The sequence below is a fragment of the Veillonella parvula genome (genome assembly GCF_048309325.1).
Taxonomy (GTDB): domain Bacteria; phylum Bacillota; class Negativicutes; order Veillonellales; family Veillonellaceae; genus Veillonella; species Veillonella parvula_T.
This window is the reverse complement of sequence record NZ_DBFBTX010000005.1, coordinates 199,889-221,874: the sequence shown is the minus strand read 5'-3', so window position 1 is coordinate 221,874 and position 21,986 is coordinate 199,889. Positions and strand designations below refer to the sequence as shown.

Annotated in this window: 35 protein-coding genes and 1 tRNA gene; 4 read left to right on the top strand and 32 right to left on the bottom strand. The window is 39.4% G+C overall.

The window, feature by feature from the left end; all coding sequences use genetic code 11:
- Nucleotides 1-7: 7 nt before the first annotated feature.
- From terL to ACMKPP_RS05585, 26 genes are all read right to left on the bottom strand, one after another.
- Entirely contained in the window at nucleotides 8-1,225 is a 1,218-nt protein-coding gene (gene terL, locus ACMKPP_RS05710; RefSeq protein WP_418369424.1) for a phage terminase large subunit, read from the bottom strand.
- Between the two features lie 260 nt (nucleotides 1,226-1,485).
- The gene (locus tag ACMKPP_RS05705; protein WP_418369423.1) at nucleotides 1,486-1,989 is read right to left on the bottom strand and encodes a YpbB family protein; all 504 of its coding nucleotides are present in this window, start codon (nucleotides 1,987-1,989) and stop codon (nucleotides 1,486-1,488) included.
- 190 nt (nucleotides 1,990-2,179) lie between these two features.
- Complete coding sequence (locus ACMKPP_RS05700) at nucleotides 2,180-2,725, bottom strand: hypothetical protein (protein WP_418369422.1); 546 nt, start codon at nucleotides 2,723-2,725, stop codon at nucleotides 2,180-2,182.
- A gap of 212 nt (nucleotides 2,726-2,937) precedes the next feature.
- Nucleotides 2,938-3,351, bottom strand: coding sequence for a hypothetical protein (locus tag ACMKPP_RS05695; protein WP_418369421.1), 414 nt, complete (start codon nucleotides 3,349-3,351; stop codon nucleotides 2,938-2,940).
- A complete protein-coding gene (locus ACMKPP_RS05690; RefSeq protein ID WP_418369420.1) occupies nucleotides 3,341-3,778 on the bottom strand; it encodes a hypothetical protein in 438 nt (145 codons plus the stop codon). Before ACMKPP_RS05690 ends, ACMKPP_RS05695 begins: the two co-directional genes overlap by 11 nt.
- Nucleotides 3,768-4,010, bottom strand: coding sequence for a hypothetical protein (locus tag ACMKPP_RS05685; RefSeq protein ID WP_418369419.1), 243 nt, complete (start codon nucleotides 4,008-4,010; stop codon nucleotides 3,768-3,770). Before ACMKPP_RS05685 ends, ACMKPP_RS05690 begins: the two co-directional genes overlap by 11 nt.
- An 11-nt stretch (nucleotides 4,011-4,021) precedes the next feature.
- On the bottom strand, nucleotides 4,022-4,480 hold the full coding sequence (locus ACMKPP_RS05680) for a hypothetical protein (RefSeq protein WP_418369418.1): 459 nt from the start codon (nucleotides 4,478-4,480) through the stop codon (nucleotides 4,022-4,024).
- 14 nt (nucleotides 4,481-4,494) lie between these two features.
- Nucleotides 4,495-4,809, bottom strand: a complete 315-nt coding sequence (locus ACMKPP_RS05675; RefSeq protein WP_418369417.1) for a hypothetical protein — start codon at nucleotides 4,807-4,809, stop codon at nucleotides 4,495-4,497.
- Nucleotides 4,799-5,101, bottom strand: a complete 303-nt coding sequence (locus ACMKPP_RS05670) for a hypothetical protein (protein WP_418369416.1) — start codon at nucleotides 5,099-5,101, stop codon at nucleotides 4,799-4,801. The genes ACMKPP_RS05675 and ACMKPP_RS05670 overlap by 11 nt, the downstream gene beginning before the upstream one ends.
- A 6-nt stretch (nucleotides 5,102-5,107) precedes the next feature.
- Complete coding sequence (locus tag ACMKPP_RS05665; RefSeq protein ID WP_418369415.1) at nucleotides 5,108-5,311, bottom strand: hypothetical protein; 204 nt, start codon at nucleotides 5,309-5,311, stop codon at nucleotides 5,108-5,110.
- The gene (locus ACMKPP_RS05660) at nucleotides 5,308-6,393 is read right to left on the bottom strand and encodes a DNA cytosine methyltransferase (protein ID WP_418369414.1); all 1,086 of its coding nucleotides are present in this window, start codon (nucleotides 6,391-6,393) and stop codon (nucleotides 5,308-5,310) included. The genes ACMKPP_RS05665 and ACMKPP_RS05660 overlap by 4 nt, the downstream gene beginning before the upstream one ends.
- A gap of 18 nt (nucleotides 6,394-6,411) precedes the next feature.
- Nucleotides 6,412-6,684: a hypothetical protein gene (locus ACMKPP_RS05655; protein ID WP_418369413.1), complete on the bottom strand. Its 273-nt coding sequence runs from the start codon at nucleotides 6,682-6,684 to the stop codon at nucleotides 6,412-6,414.
- A gap of 12 nt (nucleotides 6,685-6,696) precedes the next feature.
- Nucleotides 6,697-7,164: an SAM-dependent methyltransferase gene (locus ACMKPP_RS05650; RefSeq protein ID WP_418369412.1), complete on the bottom strand. Its 468-nt coding sequence runs from the start codon at nucleotides 7,162-7,164 to the stop codon at nucleotides 6,697-6,699.
- Nucleotides 7,164-7,385, bottom strand: coding sequence for a hypothetical protein (locus ACMKPP_RS05645; protein WP_418369411.1), 222 nt, complete (start codon nucleotides 7,383-7,385; stop codon nucleotides 7,164-7,166). The genes ACMKPP_RS05650 and ACMKPP_RS05645 overlap by 1 nt, the downstream gene beginning before the upstream one ends.
- Nucleotides 7,386-7,395: 10 nt before the next feature.
- Nucleotides 7,396-7,593, bottom strand: a complete 198-nt coding sequence (locus tag ACMKPP_RS05640; protein ID WP_418369410.1) for a hypothetical protein — start codon at nucleotides 7,591-7,593, stop codon at nucleotides 7,396-7,398.
- Between the two features lie 23 nt (nucleotides 7,594-7,616).
- Nucleotides 7,617-8,156, bottom strand: coding sequence for a RusA family crossover junction endodeoxyribonuclease (locus ACMKPP_RS05635; protein WP_418369409.1), 540 nt, complete (start codon nucleotides 8,154-8,156; stop codon nucleotides 7,617-7,619).
- Nucleotides 8,157-8,297: 141 nt separating this feature from the next.
- Nucleotides 8,298-9,020, bottom strand: coding sequence for an ATP-binding protein (locus ACMKPP_RS05630; RefSeq protein ID WP_418369408.1), 723 nt, complete (start codon nucleotides 9,018-9,020; stop codon nucleotides 8,298-8,300).
- On the bottom strand, nucleotides 8,926-9,762 hold the full coding sequence (locus ACMKPP_RS05625) for a Lin1244/Lin1753 domain-containing protein (protein ID WP_418369407.1): 837 nt from the start codon (nucleotides 9,760-9,762) through the stop codon (nucleotides 8,926-8,928). The genes ACMKPP_RS05630 and ACMKPP_RS05625 overlap by 95 nt, the downstream gene beginning before the upstream one ends.
- A gap of 12 nt (nucleotides 9,763-9,774) precedes the next feature.
- Nucleotides 9,775-10,014: a hypothetical protein gene (locus ACMKPP_RS05620; RefSeq protein ID WP_418369406.1), complete on the bottom strand. Its 240-nt coding sequence runs from the start codon at nucleotides 10,012-10,014 to the stop codon at nucleotides 9,775-9,777.
- On the bottom strand, nucleotides 10,007-10,867 hold the full coding sequence (locus tag ACMKPP_RS05615) for a recombinase RecT (protein WP_418369405.1): 861 nt from the start codon (nucleotides 10,865-10,867) through the stop codon (nucleotides 10,007-10,009). The genes ACMKPP_RS05620 and ACMKPP_RS05615 overlap by 8 nt, the downstream gene beginning before the upstream one ends.
- Nucleotides 10,868-10,869: 2 nt before the next feature.
- Nucleotides 10,870-11,115: a hypothetical protein gene (locus tag ACMKPP_RS05610; protein ID WP_418369404.1), complete on the bottom strand. Its 246-nt coding sequence runs from the start codon at nucleotides 11,113-11,115 to the stop codon at nucleotides 10,870-10,872.
- Nucleotides 11,115-11,279 (bottom strand): hypothetical protein, encoded by a 165-nt coding sequence (locus tag ACMKPP_RS05605; protein ID WP_418369403.1) that lies wholly within the window; start codon nucleotides 11,277-11,279, stop codon nucleotides 11,115-11,117. Before ACMKPP_RS05605 ends, ACMKPP_RS05610 begins: the two co-directional genes overlap by 1 nt.
- Nucleotides 11,280-11,282: 3 nt before the next feature.
- Nucleotides 11,283-12,209, bottom strand: a complete 927-nt coding sequence (locus ACMKPP_RS05600) for a YqaJ viral recombinase family nuclease (protein WP_418369402.1) — start codon at nucleotides 12,207-12,209, stop codon at nucleotides 11,283-11,285.
- A gap of 130 nt (nucleotides 12,210-12,339) precedes the next feature.
- Nucleotides 12,340-12,513: a hypothetical protein gene (locus ACMKPP_RS05595; RefSeq protein WP_418369401.1), complete on the bottom strand. Its 174-nt coding sequence runs from the start codon at nucleotides 12,511-12,513 to the stop codon at nucleotides 12,340-12,342.
- 205 nt (nucleotides 12,514-12,718) lie between these two features.
- A complete protein-coding gene (locus tag ACMKPP_RS05590) occupies nucleotides 12,719-13,447 on the bottom strand; it encodes a phage antirepressor (protein ID WP_418369400.1) in 729 nt (242 codons plus the stop codon).
- 14 nt (nucleotides 13,448-13,461) lie between these two features.
- Complete coding sequence (locus tag ACMKPP_RS05585; RefSeq protein ID WP_302131505.1) at nucleotides 13,462-13,644, bottom strand: helix-turn-helix domain-containing protein; 183 nt, start codon at nucleotides 13,642-13,644, stop codon at nucleotides 13,462-13,464.
- Nucleotides 13,645-13,827: 183 nt separating this feature from the next.
- On the opposite strand from ACMKPP_RS05585, the gene ACMKPP_RS05580 reads away from it, so the two are divergent.
- The 4 genes from ACMKPP_RS05580 (at nucleotide 13,828) to ACMKPP_RS05565 (ending at nucleotide 16,967) form a co-directional block, all read left to right on the top strand.
- The gene (locus ACMKPP_RS05580; RefSeq protein WP_418369399.1) at nucleotides 13,828-14,343 is read left to right on the top strand and encodes a helix-turn-helix domain-containing protein; all 516 of its coding nucleotides are present in this window, start codon (nucleotides 13,828-13,830) and stop codon (nucleotides 14,341-14,343) included.
- A 41-nt stretch (nucleotides 14,344-14,384) separates the two neighbouring features.
- On the top strand, nucleotides 14,385-14,840 hold the full coding sequence (locus ACMKPP_RS05575) for an ImmA/IrrE family metallo-endopeptidase (RefSeq protein ID WP_418369398.1): 456 nt from the start codon (nucleotides 14,385-14,387) through the stop codon (nucleotides 14,838-14,840).
- Nucleotides 14,841-14,853: 13 nt separating this feature from the next.
- Nucleotides 14,854-15,312 carry a hypothetical protein gene (locus ACMKPP_RS05570; protein ID WP_418369397.1) on the top strand — a complete coding sequence of 153 codons (459 nt, stop codon included), beginning with the start codon at nucleotides 14,854-14,856 and terminating at the stop codon, nucleotides 15,310-15,312.
- A 134-nt stretch (nucleotides 15,313-15,446) separates the two neighbouring features.
- On the top strand, nucleotides 15,447-16,967 hold the full coding sequence (locus ACMKPP_RS05565) for a recombinase family protein (protein WP_418369621.1): 1,521 nt from the start codon (nucleotides 15,447-15,449) through the stop codon (nucleotides 16,965-16,967).
- Here ACMKPP_RS05565 and ACMKPP_RS05560 read toward each other — a convergent pair.
- The 6 genes from ACMKPP_RS05560 to dnaG all read right to left on the bottom strand — a co-directional run bounded on the left by ACMKPP_RS05560 (nucleotide 16,924) and on the right by dnaG (nucleotide 21,949).
- Nucleotides 16,924-16,998 (bottom strand) — tRNA-Ile (locus tag ACMKPP_RS05560). The two genes, ACMKPP_RS05565 and ACMKPP_RS05560, sit on opposite strands and share 44 nt — an antisense overlap.
- Nucleotides 16,999-17,063: 65 nt before the next feature.
- Nucleotides 17,064-17,627: a GTP cyclohydrolase I gene (folE, locus tag ACMKPP_RS05555; protein ID WP_287501481.1), complete on the bottom strand. Its 564-nt coding sequence runs from the start codon at nucleotides 17,625-17,627 to the stop codon at nucleotides 17,064-17,066.
- A gap of 86 nt (nucleotides 17,628-17,713) precedes the next feature.
- Nucleotides 17,714-18,457: a 4Fe-4S cluster-binding domain-containing protein gene (locus ACMKPP_RS05550; RefSeq protein WP_418369396.1), complete on the bottom strand. Its 744-nt coding sequence runs from the start codon at nucleotides 18,455-18,457 to the stop codon at nucleotides 17,714-17,716.
- Nucleotides 18,444-18,782, bottom strand: coding sequence for a 6-carboxytetrahydropterin synthase QueD (queD, locus tag ACMKPP_RS05545; protein ID WP_012864569.1), 339 nt, complete (start codon nucleotides 18,780-18,782; stop codon nucleotides 18,444-18,446). Before queD ends, ACMKPP_RS05550 begins: the two co-directional genes overlap by 14 nt.
- 205 nt (nucleotides 18,783-18,987) lie before the next feature.
- Nucleotides 18,988-20,148: an RNA polymerase sigma factor RpoD gene (gene rpoD / locus ACMKPP_RS05540; protein WP_004696398.1), complete on the bottom strand. Its 1,161-nt coding sequence runs from the start codon at nucleotides 20,146-20,148 to the stop codon at nucleotides 18,988-18,990.
- Nucleotides 20,149-20,176: 28 nt separating this feature from the next.
- Nucleotides 20,177-21,949, bottom strand: coding sequence for a DNA primase (gene dnaG, locus ACMKPP_RS05535; protein ID WP_418369395.1), 1,773 nt, complete (start codon nucleotides 21,947-21,949; stop codon nucleotides 20,177-20,179).
- Nucleotides 21,950-21,986 lie beyond the last annotated feature (37 nt).

Sequence of the window (21,986 nt, the reverse complement as noted above, 5' to 3'; positions counted from 1 at the left end):
CCCCTTTCTAATTGATGTTAATTCTGCCGCTACGAACCTGCGGCGCATTGATTTTCTCTGCTATGCCTGTGAGTGCGTCTGGGCCGTCGTCGTGCGCATTCTTGCCCTCTCGCTGGTACTTCGTAATATCAGCAGCGAACTGCGGCCACCTATCACGCCAATTCTTAGGCATATATACATGGTTCATAACCCATGTAGCATTAGACTGAATGCGAGCTATCTTATTGCCGCTTTGATGAAAAGCATTGATAGTGCATTTATTCGAGTTGTATTTGTTTTTGAGGATACTTTGAACATTACGGCTAAACCCTCGGCCGCCGTTATTGCTTTCTATGTCAGCCACATTTACGCCGTTACGATGTAGCATATCCGCTACCGCTGGCTCTGTGGTTTCCATAGCGTCTTTGGTGTATATCACATCGAGGATATAAGCCTCGCCGTCATATATGCCATATACAATACTTGCCAAGTAGTCGCTGCCTGTATCAGCTGTGTCTGTATAATTCTTGATACATGAAAATAACACGTTACCCTTATCATCTCTTGGCAACGTGTCATATGTGAGTATTTGACTATATAAGCACCCTTTAAGGTCTATCGGTATTTGCTGATAGTTGGCGCTGGCAATATCCTCGCCCATAGCTCTTACTTTTGATGTGTAAGAGGCTTTGGATAGCACCTCTTCGCAAAGCATAGAGCCGTCATCTTGTAAAGCTTTCATCGTAATGACTTTGGCTTTAAATAACGGATCGTCCTTAAAGTGTTCTATCGCTCGGCCTGCTAAGTCATCGCTTGCCCAGCGTGTCATGATAATGATAATCTTGCCGCCCTCTTCGAGCCGTGAAAGCATGGTATTAGTAAACCATTCCCAATGTTTCTCTTTCACACTGGCATTGTAGGCCTCTTCGCTATTTTTAATGATATCGTCGATGATTAAGAGTGTAGCGCCAAAGCCTGTAGCTGTACCAGTTGGCGAGGTCGCAAGGTATGAGTTAGTATAACCCTCTAAACTCCATAGGTGCGCCTGTGCGTCGCCTACAGCTACTCTTACATTGGGGAACACATCAGAGAATACAATAATATCCTCATCGGCCTTATTCTCTTGAACCGCATTTCTAACTGACTTACTAAACATTTTAGAGAGCGTTTCATTGTAAGAGCCTGTCATTACTTTAATAGCTGGGTTATTGCCCATGCACCATTGCGTAAGGTGCTGTGCGGTCAAACTCTTGCCATGCCGAGGCTATGGGGGCAGGTTCAATATAAGCACGTTATACTCATCATTTTTAATAAAGTCCTCTAGCTCGTTGCACAGCTTAACTAAGTACTTACGGCTTTTTTTGTAAAAACTGCCTGTCTTTAACTGGCAATAATAAAAGAACTCACGTCTTGCGAGTTCTCGTTTTGCTAGCTGTATGATTTTTTCTTTGTGATCTCGAACCTGCACCCCATCACCCCCTTTGCATGACTATATACAGATTGCTGCTATTCGTCGCCTATGAGCTTTTTAATATCAGCCGTATCAATACCCTCAAATGGGTTTTTCACCTGCACGGCTGCGTCTACAACTTTAGTATCTCGCCATGCCTCTGGGTTTCTATTTTTAAGCCAGAAAATAAGAGAGGTAGAGTTAGGCTGCACGTGTTTAGTAACAACCTTAACAGGAACTAATATTTTCTCTCCTGTTTCTCTATCTTCCATTCCAATTTGTGTAACTTCATCATAAGAATACCCCATAGCACTTTTAAGCAAGGCGTTTTCAACCATAATGTCTACTACTTCCTTACCTCTTTTTATGGCCTCCGCAAATTGAGGATATTTCTTTTTCCAATCATAAAGAGTTGTAGTAGTAATGCCGATATTATGCGCTATCTGCTCATCTGTGAGGCCGTTGCGAGCCCAGCCCTCGAGCTTGATTAAACTGTCGGCCTCTAGCCATTCTTTATATAAGCCTTTTCGGCCTGCATTACTCTTTTTCTTTGTCGCCACGATCTCACCTCTTTTATATGTGTAAATACAAAAACACCTCGAACAGAGTACCATAATCTCTGCCGAGGTGTTTTTGCGTTGTTAGTATATTTATAGTTGAAAGAAGGATAGAATGAAACGTATAATCACCATTCACCACTAACATAGTACCACATATATTTAGTACTGAATATGACAGCTTTATGACAATTTATAGAGCGTATGCACCAAATAAATATATGCTCAAATCATCTATCCCTTTATCTAACCACCTATATACGTTTCGCTCTACCGTGTTATTCTTTTCTGCGATTTCTGCAATCGTTAAGTCGTTGATATACCTATCAATTACACAGTCGCAATAGTGCTTATTATTGTTAATGCAGGTTATGCGGTACACCTCGAGCATTTTGTCTATATGCTCGATGATTAGCTCGGTACGCCGCTTACTTGCGAGAATGGTTTCAATCTGTAGTAACCCTCTGCGATTGAATACCTCATACAACACAGTTTGTAAATCACTAGGCGTGAGAGTATCCTCTGCCTTTGCAATAGCGCTCTTACAATGTGCTTTCATGGCCGTATAGCCCTCGAGTAGCGTTGTAGTATTCTTATAGGCTCTTTCGTTTTTCTTGGCGAGCATATCCTCATTGCGCCTATTAAATTCTGTTAAGGCCGTTTGTGCTGCTGTTTCTGCTGCAATCTTAACGATAGCCTCTACCTCTGACTCGGTAAAAGTACGCCCCTTACATTCCATTCAATCACCCCCATATATAGCGAAAACCAGCAGCCAATAATAGTATCATTCCGATTGCCACCAGAACGCTGAACACAATAGAGGTTACGAACATAAGGTTTATGCGCCTATTGAATTTTTCCTCAACAGCAAAGTGTGCCGCCAATCGTGCTTTTTCTAATTTTTGCATTCGTCCATAATCTGTATAGCCTTTAAAATGTAGGCGATCATTGTTATTCTGATTTTCCAATTCTAACCGCCTTTCCGTTCTTGACTTTGTAAATAATTTCTTCCTCAAAATACACGCCATTCGGTATGCGATTATTCCTTATGAGCCATTGACGAATTAGTTTATCGAGCGCTGTGTCTAATTCCTCTATTTCCCCTGCTTGCACATCGTCAAGCGTTCTATAGTCGAAAATTTCATCTCTTAGTAGCCCATCTACCCAACTGATTAAGTAATCAGCCATTCCAGCAGTATTAGGCCACCATTGAGAGCAGCGAACCAGATAAAATATATCCTTTCCGCACCTTTGAGCCTCTTTTAAACCTTCCTCTTTTGCCTCTTTTAAGCCGTGTATTTCGTTTTTTCGAGTCCATTCATAGCAGCCACTCTCAAGAGTTACGATATAAGTATCAGTTTTCATCGTCGCCACCTGCTAACCTTACATTTTTAGGCACAGTTCTATTTTCTCCAAGCTCACTCCAACTTGTTCGGCCGTCGCTAAAGTAATACACCTCTCCGTATGCAAACTTTGAAAAATGTCTATTTACAACTACGCCGTTATTATATCTAACTTTGATAGGCGTATCTACAGCCACCTTGCTCCAGTCAACAATACCGAGATACTTGCCAATATCGAGATAATTCGGCTCGTTAAAATCTGGCAGTAAATCAGCAATAAGCCCTACCCCATATCTATTTACGCCGCCATAATCGTACCTATCGCCATATTTTATAAGCGGTTTATCGACGCCAAAATATATGCCAAGCACGCTATCGAATACGATGTATCTAACTCCTTTATTGTATAGCTTTTGTAACAGCCATTTACAGCCCTCTTTATCGTTCATTTAAGTACTCCCTTCCGATAAATTTATCAAATCGCATTTGTACATATCCTATTAGGCTTTCTAAAACTTCCTCTGGTATATTGTTAAGAAATTCCTTTTTAAACTTGAGCCTTAAATCAAAGTCGCCGTCATACCAAATAATAAATATTTCTTTTCCACGCTCTACAAGGGCTGGCTTAAGTGTTCCAGCTTTCCCATTAATAGCGAGATCATCGCTGCTTTTTATTTGCATATAATCAACCTTTAACCGCCTAATGTTGGGCATTCGCATTCCCAATCCCATAACTCTTGTTTCTTGAATTTCTTAATCTCATAACTCAGCTGCTCACCATTGCGACTGAACTCAAATCCCTCTGTGAACAGCATTCCTTTTTCATAGCATTTTCCTCTGATATCTATGTTGTACTTCTTAGCAATCGCAGAGTACCCATTCATATCTACTTGCCATGCATGTCTGACCTTAGCTGTAAAGATAACAAAATCACTATCAATTTCTATATCACTCGTTGCCTCTGGTATATCACAACGAGCTATATATGACCTATGAACGGATTTAAACCATGCGACATAGGGCGGTATATTCGGTTCTAGTATATCGCCATCAATCTTCGGAAGAGCTTCATTGAACTCACCTTTGATAAAGTTACATATCTCTTCCGGTGTTCCTCTAAACTTAACCCAGCCCTCGCACCAATTTGGCATTTATATTCCCCCTTTTATCTCATTACTACCTTTAACCGCTTACCCATTGTATAGCTATTGTCGGTAAGTTTAATCTTGCTGTCCAATAATCTGAGGTCGATTATGTCCATAACCTCTATCACATTATAGCCTAAGCTATCTTTAACTTTGATGAACACTCTATAAGGCCTATCTTTAGCAATCTTTCGAGCGTAATTTAGAGCCTTATCAAGCTCTTTGTTCGTGATATAATCTGCGCATTTCAAGATTAAACTAGCACCTTTTGAATATTGATGTATCTCGAACTCATCAAAGCCATGTTTCGCTAACTCTTCCATGTTACATAGCATTATTTTTCACCTCTCTGCCCATTAATCGATACAGTTCGCCTTTTACATATGACCTCGTAGCCTCGATATAGCTATCTAGTTCGTTATTCTCTAAAATTTCAGCTCTGACTATGCTGCTTAAATCGACTTTTACACAGCAATTTTTATAACGCCAGATATACCCATATATAAAGCCAATCGTCAAAACACTTTCTCTTTGCTCAACGCTGGGAATGATTATATCGTTATCTATAACAATAGTTAAAGCCATTCTTAACCGCTCTAAATTTTCGATACTTTCAAATCTATTCATACTTGCCTACTTCCTAAGGTCGGCGCTCACATACGCCGCTAATGACACTGCGAATGTACCAAGAGTTAAGCCAATCAATCGCAATACATCGCCGCCAGTTACGCCGAATAGTCCAATTAACCAAAGTACCGCCGCAATAGCGAGCGCAATAAGCTCAACTTTCAATGCTAGAATAAGTACTATGGATACTGTGTATAATAATGCTTTCATATTTTTCCCTCTTTCTCGATACTCATAATATGTTTTCCTATTTCCTCTACCACGTTTACAGTAACAGCATTACCAGCTTGCTTATATAGTTGGCTATTACTATTTACAGTCGCTGCTTTCTCGAATTGTTCATCTGTAAAGCCTTGTAAACGCCAGCATTCTTTAGGTGTGAGTTTTCTAATTCTTATCGGTTCCCCATTCCCATTTACAAGCACGCCTAAATTATCGCTTTCACAACGTGCTCCATTTCCTATACGATGTACTCGCCTATCAATATTAGGCAAGACAACTTTCGGAACATTTTTATACGCAGACGCCATTAATGTACGTGCTATACCGCTTGCGTGTACTGTGTAATCATTTTTATATGCGGTAACATTTCCTAAATTATGCACACCAATTTCTGTAATGGTATATAAACCAGTTTTTGCACCCATTCCGCCACCTTGTGCTGATAAAGTGCAGCTTGTTCCCTCTGGATCGTATACCCTCATGCCTTGGGAACCGCCAAAGATTTGTTTAAGAGTTGTTGAGTTTTCTCTTGGTTTAGGTAATAACTTTTCGGGACATTCTCTTCCAGAATATCCAACAATATACACTCGTTCTCTGTTTTGTGGCACTCCATAATCTTTGGAATTATACACTTTCCATTCGATATTGTACCCTCTTTCGGCCATTTCACTGATAACGTTGAGGAACCCTGTTCCATTGTCGATTGATAGCAAGTTTTTAACGTTTTCACACACAAGCCATTTGGGTTTATTTTCTTTGCACTCATCTAATAACCTCATAATTTCATAAAACAAACCGCTACGAGTACCCTGTTTTATCCCTTTTTGTTTCCCTGCGATACTCACATCTTGACAAGGAAAGCCGAAAGTCCATAAATCAGCCTTTGGCAATTCCCAGCCTCTAACTTTTGTTACATCGTTTCCGAACCATAAATTCGTTGTATCGTACATTGCTCTATATGAGGCCTGTGCAAATTTATCAAATTCACACCAGCCTACGCACTCCATGCCTGCTCGCTCTAAGCCGCTATGAAAGCCACCTATACCGCTGAAAAAATCTATAAATTTCATATATTCCACTCTATTTCACTATAACTGCTCAATTCTATCTAACAAATCGAATACCTCGTCGCTTGTTAAATATCCGATTACATCATCTGTGATTGGCGTATCATAGCAAAGCTCGCCATGTTTTAATACAGCCAACTCATAAGGCTGCGCCTCATTACAATAAGCAATACCGCCAGTAATTACAGAGGCGCCATATCCGTTATCAAATTCAAATTTCCATTGTTCGCCGTCCATACGTGGCGTATTGCTTACCAGCCCATTGTGTGCTTGAAAATCTTTGTATTCTTCCATTGTTAACTCCTTTTATCCCTTAAAAAATACAAGCCAGATTGTTTTACCCCTACGTTGGCCAATTACAGGCTCGCTAGGTAATAACGCTTTTACATCTGAAAATAGTACTTGTTCCTCGTTCCACTTAAAAATTAATGTTCCATTTTCTTTTAACACTCGCCAGCACTCTGAAAGTCCTTGTTTAATATCGTCTTTCCAGTTTGGCCCTAGTGTTCCATATTTAGCTTTTAAATATGATGTTTCACCTACATGTTTTAAATGCGGCGGATCAAAGATAACTAGATAAAATGTTTCATTATCAAAAGGAATGCTTGTAAAATCTGCTACTATATCTGGGCTTACTACTAACTTTCTGCCGTCGCATAGCGTGGTGTCTAAAGTTCTGTTATCCATATATAAAGCGCTTTCATGTTCCTTGTTAAACCAAAACATACGAGAGCCACAGCAAGCATCTAATATTTTCATATCTTTATTTCCCATTACTGTAAAACTCGCTCACTATCTAGCACTCCCATTCCTTTTATTTCGTCAATAAGCGCCGCTTTTGCCTCATCAAATAGCTCTGTATCGTTGCCAGCAATAATGCATAAGGCTTGCTCCGCTACATCGCACACAAAGGATAACAGCTCTACTGTGTTACAATTCTCTGCTGTAAGTGTAAAGTGCTTACCGTCATATTCAGCTTTTATGTTTCTGTTCATAAGCACCTCGCTAGTCTTGAATTACTAATTTGTCAATTTCAAGCTCTACACAATCAACGTATACATCGAGCGTATTGTCTACCTTGCCGCAGTCAATCGTGATTTGATCATTGATAGTTTTTAGCACTTGTTCTTTTAATTTTTCGGCGTGAGTCTCGCTATTAGCATTGAGCCAAACATCAAGGCCAATAGTACCTATCAGTTGCAACCTGTACTCTTTTTCATTCTCATTCATGGTGTGTGATGTCCTTTCTGAAATAGCTTTCTAAATTCTTTATAAGAGATAGAGGTAGGGGCTTTGAGCTTTCCATAGCTCCTAGTTGGCGCAACCTTTCGGCGTTTAAGCTTTTGAGTGGTGTCGCACTCTCTAGCTTTTTGCTGCGCGTATTCATCGAGTAAGACAGTATCATCATTTACTGGCTGAATAGTGATCTCGGCCCTTGGTCTGTCTTTGTCAATGCCTGCAATTTTCGAGCCGTCATAATTGACGATGTACTTATCATTATCAATCACGCCAGCCGCTTGCAGTATGTCGCTAGTTGCTTGTAATAGGCCTACCAAATCTGGCCAATGCGCTCGGTTTTGTAAATAATAGCGGCACAGCACCGATACTGGCCCATGAATAGCCTGCACTCGCCCCAGCTGCATGAGAGCAACTTGCTCATACTGTTTAAACGCTTTTGACGGTAAGAGTACTCGTTTATTGTTGATGAGTGCTATTCGGCTGCTGTTCTTTTTCGTTCTTGGTTGGCCCAATATTACAATTTCCAACTTTACACCTCTATATCTTTTAAATTATTTTCTAATTCTATGCGGAAAATTTCGTTATTTTGCCGCCTTTAGCCATTCGCTCGATAATTCCTATCGTGAGAATTTCAAACTCGTCTTATAGGGCGTTTAAATGAATTTTTATCATCTATGAGAGGCACCCATAAAAACAGCCTCTTGATATTCACCTCGTAAGCGATCATATATACGCTGGCTGTAGTTATCCTTTGTCCAGCTATCGCTATAGTTAGTGGTGAGGATAATCGGCCGCATTCGGTTGTAGCGGTCGATGATGATACTCTCGACCTTTGCGCTCACCCATTCAGATTTTGAGTATTCAGCCCCAAAATCATCGAGGAGTAAGAGCGGTACATTCCGCAGCTTTTGCTCGTAGCTCATGAATGCCACGCTATCGCCCTTGGATAAGGTGAGCATATTGTCTAAGAGATTTGGCATTGAGATCATCAATACCCCTTTGCCAATCACTAGGGCCTCTTTTAACAGGCATACACCGAGAGAGGTTTTTCCTGTGCCAGCTGGGCCCCTCAATATAAGGCCCTTACCTGTGCTTAGATTTTCTTTTAGGTTCTGCCTATAATCGATCACTATTCGATATGCCTCGGCGTTTTCCTTTGGAAATTTCCCATTTTGCTTTAGCCACTCAAAGCTCATATCGTAATAGCGGCGAGGTATGCCCGCCGTTGCATATTCTTTCCCTTTATCCTTTGAAATGACAATCGGCTCGTTATAGACAGGCTGAATAAATTCATAATCAGCTTTGTCCGTGTGCCCTTTCGTACTCTGCTTTCCAGTCGACTGCCTCATCTTTAGCTTTTCGATTGCTGCTGTTACGTCTAGTTGTTTCATCGCTTAGCCTCTTATTCTTCAATACCCCCTCAACATATTTAATTGATGTTTTCCCCCTATCATGTGTAATGTTAATCGCCTCGATCACTTTCTCTGCTCCATATTCATCGGTAAGGGTTTCTAAAAGTTCTTTTATAAAAGAAGAGATGTCTCCGAAAGTATTAAACCAAGTTGAGAATACATCGTTTTGAATTACTGTATTTTTCTCTTTACTTTTCTTTACTTTACTTTCCTTTACTTTTACTTTACTTTCCTTTACTTTACTTTGTGTACTTTTGTATACATTAACTGGGGTTTCTGCAACATTAACTATAGTTTCTGCAACATTAACCCTAGTTTTTGTATACATCATGTCAACATTAACTAGGTTAATGTCAGCATTAATTTTTACCGATTTTCTGCGCTCCGTGATTTTAAGGTATCTATTTTGTATCCCCTCAGACGTTAGGACTCGAAAATTGTCGTAAATTCTAAATGAGAATAACCCTACCTCACACGCTCGATTTATGACATTTTTGACATAGTCTGTATCGAGGTTTGTATCAAGAGCGATGAGTGCTATATCATCATCTTTAACATTCATGAAATAGCCCTCATCTCTATAGATCGCTGCGAATATGTATATCAGCACAGCAATAGAGCTGGCCCCACACGAAAGCATGATTTTTCTTATTTTCAAATCACTTAAAAACCCTACATCAAGAGGGAAGTACTCAACCCCTTTCGCTTTAGGTCTAGCCATTATTAAAACTCCTTATCTAATAGGTGATAACGTAATATAATCTCTATCGCTCGTCTTTCCATATAGCCCAATCTGTAGACCATAGTCTAAAATGCTTTTTACTGTATTAGCTGAAACACCTGTTTCCTTTTCGGTACGTACCATAAAGGTAGGTGTATAAGGAATATAGAACAGCTTTAACGCTGCGATATGATCCCTTACTTTCACCCAGTCAGCGCCGAATTGAGCGAGCATTTTGTCATTATTATTCACGGCCGACTACCTCGCCTGTGTTGGCGTCGATAATCTCGCCTGCTACGTTGTAGGTGTCGCCGCTCGTCTCTGTTGCTGGTTCGTCATATTCTGCGTCGATAGTTTCACCGCTGAAATCGACGTCAAACTCGCCGTCTTTATTCATGCTGATTACGCCACCGTCATTACTTAATGCTTGGCTCATTTGAACGCTTTCAATGCTTAGAGGGCCGAACTTGGAAAGTAAGCGTTTGAGAACGGTTTTTTCAGCCATAACATTGAAATCAGCAAGGCCCCATTTATCGGTGCCGCCCTTATAGTTTTGGCTGTATTTTTTGGCATGCGCTTGCATTTCGTCAAGCGTCATGAATAGCATTTTTTCAAAGCCGTTTGTGAGTCTGAAATAGGCAAGATAACCGATAACTTTATCACCTGTACGATTACCGAACTTAAATTTATCGAGCAAGCGGTTCTCGTATTCAAGCTCGCCCTCGTATACTGTTTTAGCTCCAATGTCTACATATTGGCCGCTGCGTTGAGCTAGTTGGATATAACCTTTATAGCCAAGTTGGAACTGTGCAGCACCTTTATAAGGCACAATATACGCAAAGCCCAAGCTTTGATTAATCGGCAAGTCTAGCATAGCCGCCTGTGCCGCTGCCCCAATGACTGTGGCAGGGTCTGCTTTCATCAAGTAATTATTGTTATTTGTAACTGCAATAATACTGCTCATAAAGCCAGCTGCTTTCTTGCCTAGCATTTCCTCAAATTTTTTCTTGTATGCTGGGCTTTCGAGCATACCTTTTAATGTTTTAGCCTCTTTTGCGGCTGTGATAGTGTTTTTCTTTAATTCAATTCCTGTTGTTGTTGCCATTATTATTTATCCTCGCTTTCTGGGAATGCGTCGCCTTTAATACCTGCAATATAAGCCTTTAATTGCGCCACTTCACCTTTTGCGTTATCTAGATCTCTTTCTCTACATCGAATAGACCAATCTCGGCTAGAAATTGTATCATTCGCCTTTTTGAGTTCAAGTTCTAGCTCTTCTATTCTTTTTAAAAGAACTTTCCGCTTAGGTTTATTTTCCGTTGTTTCAATTGTTGTTTTTTCTGTGTTTTCCATTATTTTTTCATCTCCCCAATAATTAACACTTCATTTTCAAAATCGATATATATCCCTTTTATTTCAGCTGTATGCTTAGATGTATCAAAGGGCGTTCTGATAATTACATCAAACTCATCAGGAATAGCCTCGAGTAATTTTCTTAGGTTATATACCTCAATCATTTATCACTTCACCTCAAATCTACGACTAGGCTCACCCTGCTTGATGTAATTTGTATACATTTCTGGGTGATCGCTCTTGAATTTTTTGCTGTCGAATGTTTCACGAGGCTTGCTAGTTTTCCAAGATACAACATGCTCGCCAGCTGTAGCCTTTTCGTTATCTTTCATATAGTCCTTTAAAAGATTTTCAATACCTCGCTTTTGAGCCTCCAACTCTGTGAGCTGGTCTTTGATTTTTAGATAATCGATTACAGCGTTGCCGTATTCAGCAGGTAGCTCAATAACATTACCGTTACTGTTTTTATAAAGTTTTTTGAGTGCCTCGCTGCAAGCCTTGCTATCGTCTGGCGCTGGCATGGTTTTAGTTTCCACTAACCGCCAAAACTCTCGGCCAGTATCAATAATTGCTTGGATAATCTCCTCATTTCGTGGCACCTCTTTATAAACAAAGGTGTTACCACCAATAAGAGCAGCTATCCACCAGCTAGATTTACCAGTAACAGCCATATAGTGCTGACATTGCACATAATAAGCGTCTGGCACGCTGTCGTCTTTCCACTCATCGGCTTTGAATGCGTTCGCCGTCTTGCATTCAAGGCCAGCGTCTAGTCCGACGATTTCTCGGTCGATATTGGCGAGTAAATATGGATATTCCTCGCTCTGTAATGTGAAATTGTTATTACGTACCTTGTAGCCTGTACGCTTTGAAAATTCCTGCGCTACAATGTCCTCGAGGATAGTGCCCCAGTACATTGGCTCGCTTTCCTTTTCTTCGACTGTATCGCTCGTCTTATCAAGCCATACATCGAGAGGGCTGCGCCATTGATTAACGCCTAGCACGGCGCTCATATCAGAGCCGCCAAGTCCTAGCTTGCGAACCTTTAGCCACTCTTCACGAGTAGCACTTTTACTGTCAAAAATCTTTTTCATTGTGTAATGTCCTTTCTTTGACTTTTAACGATAATTAATATAAAATTAGAGTGTGTGATGTTCCTTTCTTAATTGATTGGAATATAGGGCCGTTCGCCTTTGGTGAATGGCTCTTTTTTTATACTTAGATCTACCATTTAATAAGAGCCTCACCTGTACACCACCAGTAAGCAGTGGCAAAGAAAAAAACCAATGTTAAAAAAGTGAATAAAGCCATTTGTAACGATGTAGGCTCATCACTTTTGCCTAGCCGTCTAGCTTTCATCGGTTTTCTGTGTCTTGCTTTTAATTGTTGAGTCATCATCGTTACTATTTCCTTTCTTTAAAGTGATATACCAGTTGGCTTAGAATGTCGCCGTACACCCAGCCCATTAATTTATGAGCTCGCTTTAACTGCTGTACTCTCTTTTTCATGGTTTTTATCCCTTTCTTTTTTCCATGCCTCAAAATCTTTTATATTTTGAGGGTTATTGTAAAACTCATATATTGAGTCTATAAGTAGCTGCATATCATTTACCTATAAACCGATTAATAAAATACTGCTGCCCTTTGCCTGTTACTTTAGGCGTTTTGTTTATGCTGGTTCTGCCGTCTGAATGAGTGATAGCGGTTTCTTTAATTCTGAAAAGCCCCATTTCCATAGCTCTTTGAGTTGGCATATTGTAAGAGCCGCCTTTTCTTGAGATTAAAAAGCCCTCGTTTCTCAACCGCTCAAACAGTCTATTTTGTCCAATATTATGGCCGTTCTGATTTAAGAGTTTTGCTAGATCACCGATTAAAATATCGGTAACGCTAGAACTTACAGCGTCGGCAAAAAGCACTTTCGGCCGCTGCGCCTCAACTAAGGCTTTAGTTTTATTGTGCTGCTCTACCTCATCTGCATAAGCTCGCAAAGCCTCTGGCAAGGTTCTAGGAATATTTAAAGCGTAGCTGCCTGTTCTGCGTAATGCAGGGAGCACCTCGTGTGTTATCCAGCGTTTAAATTCTTTTGCCTCTGGTTTGCGGCTTGACATTACCAAGCTATATAAGCCATATTCATTAACAACGTTCGCCTCACCTTGACGCCCTAGATTTAATCTAGCCCGTTCATCTTCATCTAATCGCTTTAGCGTATCTGTTGTATTTTTGATTTCCAAACAATCGCATACATCTTTTGCTACAAACCACGGCTCATTATCTTGTAGGATAATTCGCACATTCCCAAACATTGCATTATTAAATACTTGTAATTCGTTCATTTTTTCACCCCCTTTTATAAAAAGTAATCAATCGTAGTACCAAAGAAGTCGGCAATCTTTTTAAGATTATCTAAGCTCGGCTTGTATCGGCCTTGTTTCCAAGCCGTCATGGATGATGTTTTAATATCCAATGCCTTGCACATTCTATAAGGCGTAATATTGTTATCTTTTAACAGCTTGTCAATTTTTTCATACATATTGTAAATTCACCTCTTTTCTGATATATTTGAATTAGTTAATATTTGTTAGCTAATATTTACGAATTTGAGTGTTTTTGTGATTATCTCGCATTTGTTAGCTATCTTGTGATTACATAATAACTCACATTTGCGAGATAGTCCAATTAAGCTTTCATAAAAATTTTAAACAGAGGCTTAAAAATGAATAAAAATATAGTTTGGGAACGCATAGAAACATTAATCAAGAGAGAGAACATCAGTGCTTATAAGCTAGGTAAAGATACAGGAATATCTACGGCCTCGCTTACAGACTGGAAGAAAGGCCGCTCATCGCCAAAATTTGACAAACTAAAAAGGATAGCGGACTATTTCGGTGTGTCTGTATACTATTTAACTGGCGAAGTTGACGACTTCGACTCTGCTCGTCAACAAAAGATAGGCTTTATAAAAAGCTGCGGTGTTGATACAGATTTCTCGCACTACGACGATGAAAGTATTGACGATATATACGTCGCCATGCAATTAAGAGGTGCGGCGGCGCAAAATAAAAAAGCATCCTCTCGCATTGACGTAAAAGAGAACGCTCAAAATATGGATTTAAAAAAATTATTAGGTAGCCATAGCGTGATGTTCTACGGTGATTATGAGTTGAATGACGAAGAAAAGAATATTATTGAGGGTGTAATTCAAGGGGTGTTATCGCGTAAAAAGAAATAAAAGTATTATCATGGGTGAAATTAAATTAGGGGGGTAGTATTATGCGACGAATGTTGCCAAAAGTGTTAGAGGTTATTAAAGAGATGAAGTCGAACGATCCAGATGTCATTGCGTACAAATTGCATATTGATGTCCATTACAGAGCAATGCCGCTAAAGGTTAAGGGGATGTTACTTCGAACGCCGTTCAGCAGGGATGTCATTATTAACTCACGGCTAGACGCGAACCAAAAAAAGGTGGCGTTAGCGCATGAATTAGGTCATGTTATATTGCATAAAGGCGGATATAACTTATTTGATATTGACCTATTGACAGATAGGGATAAAAAAGAAAAAGAATATCAAGCAAATAAATTCGCTTTTTTATTAGTAGCGCATACCTGCTTGCGAAACTCACCAATGATGATTGACTCAATCAAGAATGAACGGGAGCTTACTTTTACCGACACGGTGGATCTGTTGAAAATATTTGAGAGTACAGGGTGTTATATTAATTAAAAGGGGTAAAATCATGAAGAAACTTATCATTACAGCATTATTGATTTTATCTATTATGCCAGCGCAAGCTATCACTTTGCCAGAATTGTCCAATTATAATAGCTATATAGAGTTACCTAATGCGATGAATGAAAAGCAGTTTATGCCTATTGATGTACAAGTTATAAATACAGGTAACAATACGCTAGAAATCATTACACCAATATATAGCTATATGCCAAGTTATAAAAATTTCATCATCACGGAGTTTGTAAAACACTATTATTATGACTTCAATAATCGCAGCATAGTGTTGGAATTAACACAAACAAACCTCATAGACGGCCGAAATGGTAAAGTACTAGAACAGTCTAACCATAAGCCACCTAAGCGAATTGAATTGCAACCAAATACATATGGTTATTTAGAGGCTATGATAGCGCTAGGCAATGCCCAACGCATAGGCAAATTTACACCGCCAGCAGCCCAATAAAAAAGAGCCCCTATCAAGGGGCTTTATTTCTACCTAAAATAAAATAACCGCCGAACGTATACATCGGCGGTTATCGGACAACACATGTCTTATCTTCTCTAATGAGATTATACTATTGAAAGGAATATCACACAATGACAAATACAAAAGATTTACAAACTGGCGTTATATACGCTCGTTATTCATCTGATAAACAAAGAGACGAGTCAATCGAGGGCCAAATACGAGAGTGCACCGAGTACGCTCAACATGAGGGTATATTAATTACTAAGATATATACAGATAGAGCTCTCTCTGCTCGCACGGATAACCGCCCAGAGTTCTTGCAAATGATCCGTGATAGCGCTCATCAATCATTTAATTATGTGATTGTGTATCAGCTAGATAGGTTCAGCCGTAGCCGTGAGGATAGCGCCAAATATAAGGGCATATTGCGCCGTAATGGCGTTAGAGTATTAAGCGCAAAGGAACATATTACCAATGAGCCTGCAGGTATCATCTTAGAAAGCATGCTCGAGGGTATGGCTGAATATTACAGCGTTGAGCTATCGCAAAAGGTGCTCCGTGGAATGACTGAAAACGCCCTAAAGGGAAAGATGAACGGTGCGGCTATTCCTCTTGGCTATGACTTAACAGAAAGCCACCATTTAGCCGTGAATGCTCACGAGGCTAAGGCGGTAAGGTTAATATATGACTTATATCTCAAACAGCACTCTATAGCCAAAATTAGCGATATTTTGCACAGTAAGGGCTATCTCACTAAGAAAGGCCGCAAGATTTCGCCGAGTGTAATTAAGAATATCCTGTCTAATGAGAAATATATAGGCGTGTATAGCTGGGGAGATGTTCGCATTGAAAACGCTGTGCCGCCTATCATATCTCGAAAGGTGTTTGACGAGGTACAAACTATTATGCCTACACGAATTAGAAATAAGGGCCGACGCTCTGAAATGTATAATCTATGTGGCAAGCTCATTTGTGGCGAATGTGGCGGCCATTATATGGGCTCTACAGCCACATCAAGAAATAAAGAAAAGCACCATTATTACGTATGTACTAATCGCCGAAAACACCATACTTGCGCAGCGCCAAATATTCGCCGTGATGAACTCGAGGACTTAGTTATTAACAGAACGCTCGAAATTCTAAATCAGCCCTCAAATATCGCTCGTATAGTCGATTTAGTTATGTCTGGGTATAATAACACTACCCAAGAGGCTAAAACGGCCATACAGGGCATAAATAATAAAATTAAGGCTATAGATACAGAATTAGATAACTGCATGACAGCAATTAAGCAAGGTTTTATCACGGAACGCCTAAAAGGCGAAATAGAAAACCTCGAGAGCGAACGCAATAACCTATTAGAGCAAAAAGCGAACCATGAGAGCGCTCTTATACCTATTAAATTTACAGCGGATCATATCGAGTACTTTCTCGAGAGAATGGCAAAAGAAAACCCTACCACCAAAGCAGGCCGCTCTCGTATTCTTGATACTTTCATTAAGAGCGTTACTATCTATAGTGATAGGGTCGAAATCGTATTTAATTACAAAAATGAGTTGCCAGCATTTAGCACTCAGTGCGCCGCTGGTTCGCATTTCAACATATTGGTGGGCCCACCTGGGATCGAACCAGGGACCGACCGGTTATGAGCCGGTTGCTCTACCCCTGAGCTATAGGCCCTCAGTTAGTTTCTAGCCTATTAATTATACCGAATAGACTATCATTTAGTCAAGGCAACTCAAATCTTAAGACTGTTTCATTAGCATAAAACGGTGAATCATATGATCTTCGTTAAATACGCCTTTAGTAGTTAGTGTAGTCGTTTGGCTATCTGTAGATTTAATGCCTCTTGCACTCATGCAGCTGTGAGATGATATAATGTGCACAATAACATCATCAGACCCTGTCGCTAAAGAAATTACTTCCGCAATATCTTCACCAATTTTTTCTTGTAGTTGTAAACGCTTGCAACACATTTCAGCTATGCGAGGAATCTTAGATAAACCTATGACACGACCTTTTGGTATATACCCAATACTGATACTCATATCATACATCAATGCCATATGATGTTCACAATGAGAGAAGCAAGTAATATCCTTTACTACTACCATTTGATTTGTATCTACAGCGAAGGTTTTACCATACATTTCTGCAATTTCAGCATTTGTATACTGAATGCCTTCATATACCTCTTCCATCATTTGAGCCACCCGTTTCGGTGTTTCTAACAAACCGTCCCGATTAGGATCCTCACCTAATGCTTCTAACAACTGATATATAAGCGATTCTATTTTTTTTGTATCCATATTTACCCCTTTATATCAAGATTCCATCAGACCTCATATCATACTATGCATTAGAAAAGATACTGACACTACACATCCTAACAATACTATACACCCTTTGCATCTGGATCCCAGACAAATTTATGGATTTGCAGTTGAAATCGTACATTCTGTAAATTATATGCTTTCATATAATCGATAATCGATGCCGCCTCAATCTGTCCCCATACAGGCGATACATATATTTGAGCCGCTGTAGGATATTGGTCAATTATACGACGCATACAATCTAAATCTTCTGGGGAGCCAACGACAAACTTGATGAGATCTCGTTCTGTAGCCGCCTTGAATATACCTACATTCATAGACTCTTCGGCTAAAGAGGACGGTGTTTTATAATCATAGGTAAACCACACATTCTCTCTCTGAAAGCTCGGTACAATCGTGCCATTTGTTTCAATATTGAAATCATAAGGGCTATTATTAAGCATCTCTCGTTTATCAAATTTATCTGCACCATTGATACAAGTTAAACCAGTTTGACCTGATGTATTATCTTGCATTATTTGAAGATTTCGGCGATTTAGCTCATCGATTAGCTCTACTACAGCTGCTTCTTGCAATAAGGGCTCCCCACCAGTAATAGTGATTCGATGATTACCTAAGCTTTCAATAACATTCGCCACCTCAGCTGCAGTCATCTCTGTAAAGACACTATCAATGCCATAACTATAAGTCGTATCGCAATAGGAACAACGAATATTGCAATCATGGAGGCGTAAAAATGTAGTCAGCAAGCCTTGCCGACTACCTTCCCCATCAATGGAGGAAAAAATCTCAATCACGTTCATAAATAGCTGTGTTCCCTTCAGATTCTTGAACCTCTACTTTAAAGCATTTTGGGCCCAATTCATCAGCAATCCATTTTGCCATATTCTCCGCAGTGGGATTAATGTCGCCTAGTACATCGTTGATATGGCGATGATCCAAGCGACCATGAATTTTTTCTTTAATAATCGTAAAGTCGATGACCATCCCGTTATGATCTAACTCTTCAGAACGAGCATGAACTGTAATAATCCAGTTATGCCCATGAAGATTTTGACATTTACTCGGATAATCTAGTTGTAATTGATGAGATGCACTCACCTCTAACCGTTTAGTAACTGTAAACATTATATCTCCTATCTATTACATAAGCTTTCAACTTATATCTATTACATAAGACTTATCGCTATTACATGAGACACTTCTCTACTACATAAGTCTTATCATAAAACGCTTTTTATTGTAAGATATTACCATTTTTTATTATAACACAAAAGGGTTGTAATACAGTGCTATACAACACTGCATTACAACCCTTAAGAGTTTCAAAATATTATAAGAAGTCTTTGATTTTATCACGTTTACCGCGATTGCGCAATTTAGTAAGCGCTTTACCTTCAATCTGACGAATACGTTCACGTGTAACATTGAAATGTTGACCAACTTCTTCCAATGTACGAGGCTTACCATCCTTCAAACCAAAACGTAAAATCAATACTTGTTGCTCACGATCAGTTAAACATGTAAATACATCTTCAATCTGCTCTTGCAGTAAGATGTAGCTAGCTGCATCGTCTGGAGCAATAGCATCTTGGTCCTCGATGAAGTCCCCTAAATGGGAATCTTCCTCTTCACCAATCGGAGTTTCCAAGGATACTGGCTCTTGGGCAATTTTCTGAATTTCACGCACCCGCTCTACAGTAATTCCCATACCTTCAGCAATTTCTTCTGGCAATGGCTCACGACCTTTGTCTTGCAACAATTGTCTGGAAATACGAATCAATTTATTAATTGTTTCTACCATATGTACAGGAATACGAATCGTACGAGCTTGGTCTGCAATAGCACGCGTAATCGCTTGACGAATCCACCAAGTAGCATATGTAGAAAATTTATAACCCTTAGTATAGTCAAATTTATCTACCGCTTTGATTAGACCTAAGTTACCTTCTTGGATTAAATCCAAGAACAACATACCGCGACCTACATAACGTTTCGCAATACTTACAACTAGTCGCAAGTTAGCATCTACCAATTTTTTCTTAGCCTTTTTGCTAAGCTGAATATCCTTATATGTAGCATCCTCTTGTGCACCAGCTTCGATTTGCTTAGCTAATACGATTTCTTCGTCAGCTGAAAGCAATGGTACGCGACCAATTTCTTTTAGGTACATTCGTACAGGGTCATCGATATTAACACCAGAATCAACACTTAAATCGATAGAAATTTTCTTCTCACTAGAAACTTCGTCTTCATCTTCATCTGTTTCAATTGTATGACTATCTGTATCATCTGCATCAATATCTGCCACAATCTCAACATTCAGTTTACCCAAAGTCGTATAAATATCATCTAATTGTTCCGCAGTAATTTCCGTCTGCTCATGAAGAGCATCTGAAATCTCGGATTGTGTCAACACACCGCTCTTACGGCCTTTTTCAAGAAGTTGCTCAACAATCTCCTCTATTTGACTTTTTTGTACTTTCTTAGCCACAGCGCTCTCCTTTTTAACCATTAATGATTTACTTAGACCATTCTCTAATTAAATTCTGTATTTCTTGACACTTATGTAATTCGCTAATAAACGTCGAATCTCCTGCTCGTTTTAATTGATCCGCCATAATCGAATGCGCTTTATACTGTTCACGCAATGAATGGAGCCTTATCTTGCGGATTAATGCAGGCACTTGTACCTTATATTCATCGTCACTCATGACGACCAACCTAGAGTAAATATCGTATTCTTGAGAAGATAAAACAGATTGAATTGCAGTTTCATCTAGACGACCTTCGGACTTATACAAGTTGAATAGCTTTTCTATTATACCTCGATATTCAATTTTTTCAAAGTCCTCTAATGGCAAATAGCTCATCATATGTTGTAATACTTCGCCATCTGTGAAAGCTAAGGGCAATAATTTTTCCGCATCTCCTCTTGGTAAATCCTGTGTTGGTAAAGGTGTCGATGCCGTATCCACTAATTCAATTTGTCCTTTTTTCACATAATCTCTAAAGTATCTAAAAATAGTACTATTATCAAGCCATAATGGCAATGCCAATGTTTTTAAAGCATCATCTCTCTGTGTTTGACTATCTATATTTGCAATATATGGGAAAACATCTGCCATAACAGCCTGCTTACCCTCTGTATCATTTGTATCGTGTTTAATTAAAGACTCACTTAATAGATAATCAAGAGGCTTAACAGCTTTAGCAACTAACTCCTTAAATGCCTGTCCCCCATGATTACGCACATAATCATCTGGATCTTTGCCGTCTGGCATGGCAAGGACACGCACCTTAAAATCCGTATTTTGCAATAATTCAATAGCTCTAGCAGCCGCCTGACGACCAGCACCATCCATATCATAAGCTAACACGATTTCTTCAGCCTGCCTCATCAAGATATGTCCATGATCCCTTGTATAAGCAGTCCCCAATGATGCTACTACATTAGTAACACCATGGTTATGAGCAGATATAACATCCATATAGCCTTCTACAAGGATGGCTTGTTTTTCCTCACGAATAGATTTATAAGCCTTATCAAAAGCAAATAGAAGTTTACCTTTTTCAAAGATTGATGACTCTGGAGAGTTTAAATATTTTGGTGTACTGTCATCCATAACACGTCCACCAAAAGCAACTACTCGCCCTTTACCATCCATAATGGGGAACATAATTCTATTTCTGAAGAAGTCATAAAATTGACCCTTTTGATTCTTTCGAACAAGATTCAACTCTAAAAGAATGGAATCATCAATGCCACGGTCATGAAAGGCACGATATAACTTATCCCAACCATTAGGAGCAAAACCAAGCTTAAATGTTTCTATGGTCGCTTGTGTGAGTCCTCGCTTTTTCAAATAATCTAATCCCACTTTACCAATAGAAGTTTGAGTAAGACAGTTATGGAAAAAAGTAGCCGCTAAATCAGAAGCTTCATACAGTTTTTTGCGTCTTTCATCTCTAGCTCTTTGCTCAGGTGAAAGTTTCGCCTCTGGCAATGGAATATTAGCCCGATTAGCTAGCCGCTCTAAAGCTTCTACAAAGGTTAAATGCTCTAACTCCATAAGAAATTTAATAGCATTTCCTGATGCATGGCAACCAAAACAATAATAAAAACCCTTTTCAGGGGCTACGCTAAAGGATGGCGTTTTTTCATTATGAAATGGACAACAACCCCAATAGTTCTTGCCGCGTTTCTTTAAGGCTACATGCTCGGATACAACTGACACGATATCATTAGCATCTTTGATTTGTTCAATCAACTCATTTTCAAAATATCGGCTCATAGCCAACGCCTCCTTCCCCATATATATATTAATTCTA

Bases quoted from the DNA above. Each gene is read 5' to 3' on its own strand.
- ACMKPP_RS05700 (WP_418369422.1), bottom strand. From the start codon at position 2,725: ATGGAATGTAAGGGGCGTACTTTTACCGAGTCAGAGGTAGAGGCTATC.
- ACMKPP_RS05695 (WP_418369421.1), bottom strand. From the start codon at position 3,351: ATGAAAACTGATACTTATATCGTAACTCTTGAGAGTGGCTGCTATGAA.
- ACMKPP_RS05690 (WP_418369420.1), bottom strand. From the start codon at position 3,778: ATGAACGATAAAGAGGGCTGTAAATGGCTGTTACAAAAGCTATACAAT.
- ACMKPP_RS05685 (WP_418369419.1), bottom strand. From the start codon at position 4,010: ATGCAAATAAAAAGCAGCGATGATCTCGCTATTAATGGGAAAGCTGGA.
- ACMKPP_RS05680 (WP_418369418.1), bottom strand. From the start codon at position 4,480: ATGCCAAATTGGTGCGAGGGCTGGGTTAAGTTTAGAGGAACACCGGAA.
- ACMKPP_RS05675 (WP_418369417.1), bottom strand. From the start codon at position 4,809: ATGCTATGTAACATGGAAGAGTTAGCGAAACATGGCTTTGATGAGTTC.
- ACMKPP_RS05670 (WP_418369416.1), bottom strand. From the start codon at position 5,101: ATGAATAGATTTGAAAGTATCGAAAATTTAGAGCGGTTAAGAATGGCT.
- ACMKPP_RS05665 (WP_418369415.1), bottom strand. From the start codon at position 5,311: ATGAAAGCATTATTATACACAGTATCCATAGTACTTATTCTAGCATTG.
- ACMKPP_RS05660 (WP_418369414.1), bottom strand. From the start codon at position 6,393: ATGAAATTTATAGATTTTTTCAGCGGTATAGGTGGCTTTCATAGCGGC.
- ACMKPP_RS05655 (WP_418369413.1), bottom strand. From the start codon at position 6,684: ATGGAAGAATACAAAGATTTTCAAGCACACAATGGGCTGGTAAGCAAT.
- ACMKPP_RS05650 (WP_418369412.1), bottom strand. From the start codon at position 7,164: ATGGGAAATAAAGATATGAAAATATTAGATGCTTGCTGTGGCTCTCGT.
- ACMKPP_RS05645 (WP_418369411.1), bottom strand. From the start codon at position 7,385: ATGAACAGAAACATAAAAGCTGAATATGACGGTAAGCACTTTACACTT.
- ACMKPP_RS05630 (WP_418369408.1), bottom strand. From the start codon at position 9,020: ATGAAACAACTAGACGTAACAGCAGCAATCGAAAAGCTAAAGATGAGG.
- ACMKPP_RS05625 (WP_418369407.1), bottom strand. From the start codon at position 9,762: ATGGCTAGACCTAAAGCGAAAGGGGTTGAGTACTTCCCTCTTGATGTA.
- ACMKPP_RS05615 (WP_418369405.1), bottom strand. From the start codon at position 10,867: ATGGCAACAACAACAGGAATTGAATTAAAGAAAAACACTATCACAGCC.
- ACMKPP_RS05610 (WP_418369404.1), bottom strand. From the start codon at position 11,115: ATGGAAAACACAGAAAAAACAACAATTGAAACAACGGAAAATAAACCT.
- ACMKPP_RS05605 (WP_418369403.1), bottom strand. From the start codon at position 11,279: ATGATTGAGGTATATAACCTAAGAAAATTACTCGAGGCTATTCCTGAT.
- ACMKPP_RS05600 (WP_418369402.1), bottom strand. From the start codon at position 12,209: ATGAAAAAGATTTTTGACAGTAAAAGTGCTACTCGTGAAGAGTGGCTA.
- ACMKPP_RS05595 (WP_418369401.1), bottom strand. From the start codon at position 12,513: ATGATGACTCAACAATTAAAAGCAAGACACAGAAAACCGATGAAAGCT.
- ACMKPP_RS05590 (WP_418369400.1), bottom strand. From the start codon at position 13,447: ATGAACGAATTACAAGTATTTAATAATGCAATGTTTGGGAATGTGCGA.
- ACMKPP_RS05585 (WP_302131505.1), bottom strand. From the start codon at position 13,644: ATGTATGAAAAAATTGACAAGCTGTTAAAAGATAACAATATTACGCCT.
- ACMKPP_RS05580 (WP_418369399.1), top strand. From the start codon at position 13,828: ATGAATAAAAATATAGTTTGGGAACGCATAGAAACATTAATCAAGAGA.
- ACMKPP_RS05575 (WP_418369398.1), top strand. From the start codon at position 14,385: ATGCGACGAATGTTGCCAAAAGTGTTAGAGGTTATTAAAGAGATGAAG.
- ACMKPP_RS05570 (WP_418369397.1), top strand. From the start codon at position 14,854: ATGAAGAAACTTATCATTACAGCATTATTGATTTTATCTATTATGCCA.
- ACMKPP_RS05565 (WP_418369621.1), top strand. From the start codon at position 15,447: ATGACAAATACAAAAGATTTACAAACTGGCGTTATATACGCTCGTTAT.
- folE (WP_287501481.1), bottom strand. From the start codon at position 17,627: ATGGATACAAAAAAAATAGAATCGCTTATATATCAGTTGTTAGAAGCA.
- ACMKPP_RS05550 (WP_418369396.1), bottom strand. From the start codon at position 18,457: ATGAACGTGATTGAGATTTTTTCCTCCATTGATGGGGAAGGTAGTCGG.
- queD (WP_012864569.1), bottom strand. From the start codon at position 18,782: ATGTTTACAGTTACTAAACGGTTAGAGGTGAGTGCATCTCATCAATTA.
- dnaG (WP_418369395.1), bottom strand. From the start codon at position 21,949: ATGAGCCGATATTTTGAAAATGAGTTGATTGAACAAATCAAAGATGCT.